We start from the raw sequence: 6,356 nt of genomic DNA on the forward strand, positions 1-6,356 counted from the left end.
CCACAACCGATAGCGTAACGGTGAGGGACAGACGGGACGCCACCGACCCCACCACAGGCAGGACAGGTTGGAGCGGTTGACCCGGGCAGAAACGCAAAATGGGGACAAATTAGGCCGGAATTCCGGTGATTAACCTCAAAAACTGGCGGAAACACGCGGAATTTGCCGTACCGCGGCGCCCAAGCTGGTAAGTTTTCGAACAGTGGCTTGTGCGCATGCCGTGTGCAGGCTCCAGATCAAACCGTCCAGGAGGACATAAATGGCTAAGAACCGTAGTGAACTTGTTGCAGAGGTAGCTGGCAAGGCCGGCACCAGCCAGGCAGCCGTCAACTCCGTCCTCGATGCCCTGTTCGAGGTCTTCGAGACGTCCGTCGCCGCCGGCGAAAAGATCACCATCCCGGGCTGGCTCGCAGTCGAGCGCACCGACCGTGCTGCACGCACCGGCCGCAACCCGCAGACGGGCGAGACCATCCAGATCGCCGCGGGCCACAGCGTTAAGCTGACCGCAGGTTCGAAGCTGAAGGCTGCTGTCTCCAACAAGAACTAGGCTTTCCTGCCCGGCGCACAGCCGGCACCGGCAAGGAGCGGCAACCATCCGGTTGCCGCTCCTTTTGCTTTAAGCCGATTCGCCGCCCGCCCGGGCGTAGCGGACAATGGAATGGTGTCTTCTGCCGCCAAACCACGTTCCGTGCCGCTTCAGTCCCCTCCCGGCAAGGGAGGGCAGGGGCGCGACGGCGGCGCCCCGGGTATTTCGCTGGGCTGGCAGCTGGCGGGGCTCGGCGCCCTGTTCCTGGGCCTGGCCGCCGCACTGATTTTCTCCGGCGCCGCTGCGGCCCGGTCGGTCTCCGACCCCGGTGAGCTGGTCCGCTGGGGCCTGCCCGCCAGCAAGGCCATCCACAACATCGCCCTTGCCACTGTTATCGGCGGCCTGATCTTCGCCGTGGGGATCCTGCCCAAACACCTCGGCGGCCGTAACCGCGGCAGGGCGGCCGCAGCCGACGGCGAGGCCGCCGAGCATCCGGCCTTCACCCGGGCCCTGTCGATTGCTGCGGGCGCCGGTGCCATCTGGACGCTCTCCGCCATCGCCGTCCTGGTGCTGACCTATTCCGATGTGGCGGGACAGCCGGTCTCCGGCGACGCGGAGTTCACCAAGGCCCTGGTTTACTTCATGACCGACATCGAAACGGGCCGGGCCTGGCTGGCCGTCACGATCATCGCCGCCGTGGTCACCACCGCCCTGTTCGGGGTCCGCTCCCTCAGCGGGCTGGCCCTGACCTTGATCCTGGCCCTCGCAGGGCTGGTACCCACCGCCCTGATCGGCCATTCATCCAGTTCCTCGGACCACGAAGGCGCCATCAATTCGCTGGGCCTGCACCTGGTGGGCGTCAGCGCCTGGGTGGGCGGCATCATCATGCTGGTGCTGCTCTCCGGAATCCTCACCGGCGCCAAAGCCGGCGCAACAACGGACCTCACCGAGGCGGTCCTGCGCAGGTTCTCCACGCTGGCCGGTTTTGCCTTCGTCCTGGTCCTCGCGTCGGGCATCATCAACGCCAGCATCAGGATCACCAGCTGGGCAGATCTCTTCGGCTCCGTGTACGGCCAGCTCATCCTTGCGAAGACCACTGCCACGCTGGTGCTGGGCGGCATCGGGTTTATGCACCGGCAATGGGTCATCCCGCAGCTGGGCCGCAAGGGCGCCGCCATGTCCACCCGCCGGGTCCTGTGGCAGCTGGTGCTGGCGGAGCTGCTGATCATGGGCGCAACGTCCGGGATCGCCGTGGCGCTGGGCCGTTCCGCCCCGCCTCAGCCCACCACCTACGCGCCGGACGCTTCCCCGGCCTTTATCCTGACCGGTTACGAGCTGCCCCCGGAACTGACCCCGGAGCGCTGGTTGACCGAGTGGCGGCTGGACTGGCTCTGGATTGCCGTGGCGCTGTTCGGCCTGGTTGCTTACGCGTTGGGCGTCGCCAAGGTCCTGCGGCGCGGCGACAAGTGGAACTGGTTCCGCACCATCAACTGGGTGGTGGGCCTGGCCGTCCTGACGTTCATCACCTCGGGACCGCCTGCGGTGTACGGCCGCATCCTGTTCTCGGCGCACATGGTGGACCACATGGCCCTGACCATGGTGGCGCCTATCTTCCTGGTGCTTGGCGCACCGGTCACCCTTGCCCTGCGGGCACTGCCCGCCCGCGGTGACGGTTCGCGGGGCGCGAGGGAATGGATCCTGGTTTTTGTCCACTCAAAGTTCTCGCAACTCGTGACGCATCCGCTGTTTGCGGCCGCCAACTTCGCCGGCTCGATTGTGCTCTTCTACTACTCGGACCTGTTCGGCCTCGCCATGCGGGAGCACGTGGGCCACGAGCTGATGAACGTGCACTTCCTGCTGACCGGCTACATCTTTGTGCTCACCATGATCGGCTCGGACCCGCTGCCGCGCCGGGCGCCGTACCCCATGCGGCTGCTCCTGCTCCTGGCCACCATGGGCTTCCACGCCTTCTTCGGGGTGTCCATCATGGGCGGCACCAACCTGCTGGCCGCCGACTACTTCGGCAACCTGGGCCGGACCTGGGGCCAGTCGGCCCTGATGGACCAGCAGACAGGCGGCGCCGTGGCGTGGGGCATCGGTGAGGTCCCCACCCTCCTGGTGGCCATCGGCGTCGCGATCATGTGGTCGCGGTCCGACCAGCGCGAGTCCAAACGCGTGGACCGGGCGGCGGACAGGAATAACGACGCCGATATGACCGCTTACAACGATATGTTTGCCAAATTGGCTGAACGCGACGCCAAGCTGGCTGACCGCAATTCAAAGCTGGAAGGACGCTGATGAGCGAAACAGTACGTACCCACCACCGGGTCCGCGCCTCCGAACTGGTGGGCCGCAACTGGTTGAACACCGGCGGCAAGTCCCTGGACCTTGAAGCCCTGCGCGGCAAGATTGTGCTCCTGGACTTCTGGACCTTCTGCTGCATCAACTGCCTCCACGTCCTGGACGAGCTGCGCCCCCTGGAGGAGCAGTACTCCGACGTGCTGGTCACCGTGGGAGTCCACTCACCCAAGTTTGAACACGAGGCCGACCCCGTGGCCCTTGCCGCCGCCGTGGAACGCTACGACATCCACCACCCCGTGCTGGATGACCCTGAGCTGGAGACCTGGAAGGCGTACGCCGCCCGCGCCTGGCCCACCCTGGTGGTCATCGACCCCGAGGGCTACATCGTGGCGCACCTGTCCGGTGAAGGCCACGCGGACGGCCTCGCGGTGCTGATCCCCGAGCTGATCGCCGAACATGAGGCCAAGGGCACCCTGCACCGAGGCTCCGGCCCCTACGTGGCACCGGTTGCCACCTCCGGCACGCTCCGCTTCCCGGGCAAGGCGCTTTTCCTGCCGCCGGGCCGCGGCTCCGCGGGCTCCAGTGCAGTGTCCGACGACGGTGCTGCCGCTGCCAAGGGTTCCTGGCTGGTCACCGACACGGGGCACCACCGCCTGGTGGAACTGGGTACCGATTTCCAGACGGTCCTGGCCGCCTACGGCACCGGCACCAAGGGCCACGTTGACGGCCAGGCCGCCGGTGACGCGGCCACGGCGCAGTTCAACGAGCCCCAGGGCCTGGTGCTCCTGCCGGACGATGTGGCAGCCTCAGTTGGCTACGACGTGGTCATCGCCGACTCCGTCAACCACAGGCTGCGTGGGCTCTCGCTGCGCGACGGGCAGGCCACCACACTGGTGGGCAACGGCATCCAGCGGCTGCTGGAGACCGGCCCCGCCCGGGTGGACGAGGACGCCGCCGGCTTCACCGGCCAGCTCAGTGCGCACCCGCTGGACGTCTCGCTGAGCTCACCGTGGGACGTGGTGTGGTCCGGCAAGCTCAACGCCGTGGTGGTTGCCATGGCCGGCACCCACCAGATCTTCGGCTTCGACCCCCGCACCGGCGCGGTCTCCATCGTGGCCGGCAACGGACTGGAGGGCCTGTTGGACGGTGCCGCCCACGAGGCCTGGTTTGCCCAGTCCTCCGGCCTGGCCGAAGACGCTGACGGGAACATCTGGGTAGCCGACTCCGAGACCTCGGCGCTCCGCAGGCTGGTCATTGACGACGCCGGCACCGTCACCGTGGAAACGGCTGTGGGCCAGGGCTTGTTCGACTTCGGATTCCGCGACGGCCCCGCCGCCGGGGCCCGGCTGCAGCATCCGCTGGGCGTCACCGTCCTCCCCGACGGATCCGTGGCCATCGCCGACACCTACAACGGCGCCGTACGCCGGTTCGATCCCGTGGCCGGGACTGTGTCCACCCTGGCCCGTGGCCTGGCCGAGCCGTCCGACGTGATCGTTGACCACACCCAGGCCGCAGGCTCCGAGCCGCTGCTGGTGGTGGTGGAAGCCAACCGGCACCAGCTGGTGTACGTGCCCATCCCCAAAGAAGCCCAGCAGGTGGACGAGGGCGCGTCCCGGACGCAGCGGCCCAAGAGTCCGGTGGCGCCGGGCCTCCTGGAGCTCACGGTCCGTTTCACGGCCCCGACGGGCCAGAAACTCGACGACCGGTGGGGAGACCCCACCCAGCTGAAGATCTCCGCCACCCCGCCGGAGCTGCTGCTGTCCGGCGGCGGCACCTCGGTGGGCCTGCGCCGCACCCTGGAGCTCTCGGCCGACGTCCCCGAAGGTGTCCTGCACATCACCGCCCGGGCCGCTGCCTGCGACGGTCCGGAGACCGAGGACGGCGAGATCCCCGACCACGCCGCCTGCCACCTGTACCAGCAGGACTGGGGCATTCCCGTGCTGCTGCAGGCGGACGGCGATACCGGGCTGGTACTGGACCTCCGCGGCATGGACTGACACGCCGCCGTCGTCCGCTTCCGTAAAAGCAGCCGCCCCTGACGGATCGTTGGGGGCGGCGGGCTAGAAGCTCAGCTGCGGGGTGACGCGCACAGCATCCGGGGTGACGTCCAGGCGGGTGGTGAAACTGAAGTCCACTTCTTCCTTGAGCGGGTACCAGATGCCGGTGAACGCGTTTTGCTGCAGGGCTTCCACGGTGGCCTTCCCGTCCAGGGGCGCCACCACCCACCGGCCGTCGAACGGCTCGATGGACACGCCGGGATACTTGGTGACGTTCCACTCGATGGTGCCGTCCTGGACCCGGTTGTTGCTGGCGTAATAGAACGGGCAGTCGGGCTGGAGTTTCTGCTCCTTGACCGCTTCGCCGGCGCAGCCGTCCAGGAATTCCTTGACCTTTGCCGCAACGTCCTGCTTCAGCCTGTCGGTGGCCTGCGTCAGCAGGTTCAGGGGCGCCACGGGGGCGTCCCGGGCCGTGACCGTCGCCCGGGTGGCAGGCGCGGCGAAGTACTGCCCGTTCAGGGAAGCCTCATATTCGCCGGGGTAAAACACCGCGAACGAGTTCCTGCCGTTGGGCATGTTGACGGCGGCGCCGTTGACGATCGCCTCGCTGCCGTTGACCACCGTGATGTCCACCGTGGGCAGCCGGGACGGGACAAACGCCCAGGTGTTAAAGAAAAGCCACTCCGTGCCGGTCTTTTCCAGCACAAACTCGCTGCGGAGCCGGCTGCCGTCAATGGTGTACTCCAGGGGAACCATCACGCGGTTGCCCGGCTGGTCCTCCGGATCGCCGATGTCCACGTTGGACAGCCGCGACGTTGCCGTCTGCAGCGCCGTCCCGTCCAGCATCGCGGCGTTGGACGGCGGAACCGTGGCACGCAGCAGGCCCAGGGCCCGGCCACCATCGCCGCTCTGCAGCGCGTCCAGGTACTCGCGCACCGGTTGCTGCGCACTGGCCACCGTATTGTTCACCACGTTGACCGCCACGATGGCGCCGGCGACGGCAAGCATCAGGCCCAGCAGCCATCCGGCCGCTATCCTCACCAACGCTTGACTCATCTGCACGGTCCTTACACTAACGTGCGTGCCAATCCCGCTAAAGTCGGCGTGCGCGTGGCGCGTGGCGTTACGTCGCCGGAAAGACGCGTCCGACGGCGGCCCGCAGGCCCGGGGGACGGCCGGCAGGGTGCCGTTCCGCCAGGCGCGGGGAGTCCGCGGCAGCGGCTCAGCGGTGCTGGCTCAGCGGCGGCGCCGGGAGGACGTGCCGAACACGCCGCGCAGGAGTTCCCGGCCCAGCTGGGTGCCCACGGACCTGGCCATGCTTTTAATGCCGCCGCCCAGGGCCCCGCCCAGCAGCCCGCCGAGATCGCCCATCATCCCGCCGCCGGCGTTCTGTTGCGGGGCCTGGCGTGGCGCCTGCGCCCGGGGCTGTTCGGCGGGCGCCGGTGATGTGGGGGCGGGCCTGCTGCTGGGCCGGCCCAGGATTTCTTCCTCGATCCGGCGGGCCTCGGCGTCGAGATCGGCAGGCCCGCCGG

General features: G+C 68.2%; 4 protein-coding genes and 1 pseudogene. 3 read left to right on the top strand and 2 right to left on the bottom strand.

Annotated features, from left to right (window positions below; all coding sequences use genetic code 11):
* The first annotated feature begins 259 nt into the window (after positions 1 to 259).
* From ACU18_RS18710 to ACU18_RS18720, 3 genes are all read left to right on the top strand, one after another.
* On the top strand, positions 260 to 547 hold the full coding sequence (locus ACU18_RS18710; RefSeq protein WP_050687984.1) for an HU family DNA-binding protein: 288 nt from the start codon (positions 260 to 262) through the stop codon (positions 545 to 547).
* 111 nt (positions 548 to 658) lie between these two features.
* Complete coding sequence (locus tag ACU18_RS18715) at positions 659 to 2,824, top strand: cytochrome c oxidase assembly protein (RefSeq protein WP_050687985.1); 2,166 nt, start codon at positions 659 to 661, stop codon at positions 2,822 to 2,824.
* Positions 2,824 to 4,824, top strand: coding sequence for an NHL domain-containing thioredoxin family protein (locus ACU18_RS18720; RefSeq protein WP_050687986.1), 2,001 nt, complete (start codon positions 2,824 to 2,826; stop codon positions 4,822 to 4,824). Before ACU18_RS18715 ends, ACU18_RS18720 begins: the two co-directional genes overlap by 1 nt.
* A gap of 63 nt (positions 4,825 to 4,887) precedes the next feature.
* Here ACU18_RS18720 and ACU18_RS18725 read toward each other — a convergent pair whose 3' ends face one another.
* The gene (locus ACU18_RS18725; protein ID WP_197273627.1) at positions 4,888 to 5,880 is read right to left on the bottom strand and encodes a hypothetical protein; all 993 of its coding nucleotides are present in this window, start codon (positions 5,878 to 5,880) and stop codon (positions 4,888 to 4,890) included.
* A 180-nt stretch (positions 5,881 to 6,060) separates the two neighbouring features.
* A pseudogene (locus ACU18_RS20030) lies at positions 6,061 to 6,356 on the bottom strand (DUF853 domain-containing protein); the annotation flags it as partial.

The sequence above is a fragment of the Arthrobacter sp. ZBG10 genome (assembly GCF_001238605.1).
Classification (GTDB): Bacteria; Actinomycetota; Actinomycetes; order Actinomycetales; family Micrococcaceae; genus Arthrobacter.

Excerpts from the sequence above, each read along its gene's own strand:
- ACU18_RS18715 (WP_050687985.1), top strand. The coding sequence starts at position 659 with ATGGTGTCTTCTGCCGCCAAACCACGTTCCGTGCCGCTTCAGTCCCCT.
- ACU18_RS18725 (WP_197273627.1), bottom strand. The coding sequence starts at position 5,880 with ATGAGTCAAGCGTTGGTGAGGATAGCGGCCGGATGGCTGCTGGGCCTG.
- ACU18_RS18720 (WP_050687986.1), top strand. The coding sequence starts at position 2,824 with ATGAGCGAAACAGTACGTACCCACCACCGGGTCCGCGCCTCCGAACTG.
- ACU18_RS18710 (WP_050687984.1), top strand. The coding sequence starts at position 260 with ATGGCTAAGAACCGTAGTGAACTTGTTGCAGAGGTAGCTGGCAAGGCC.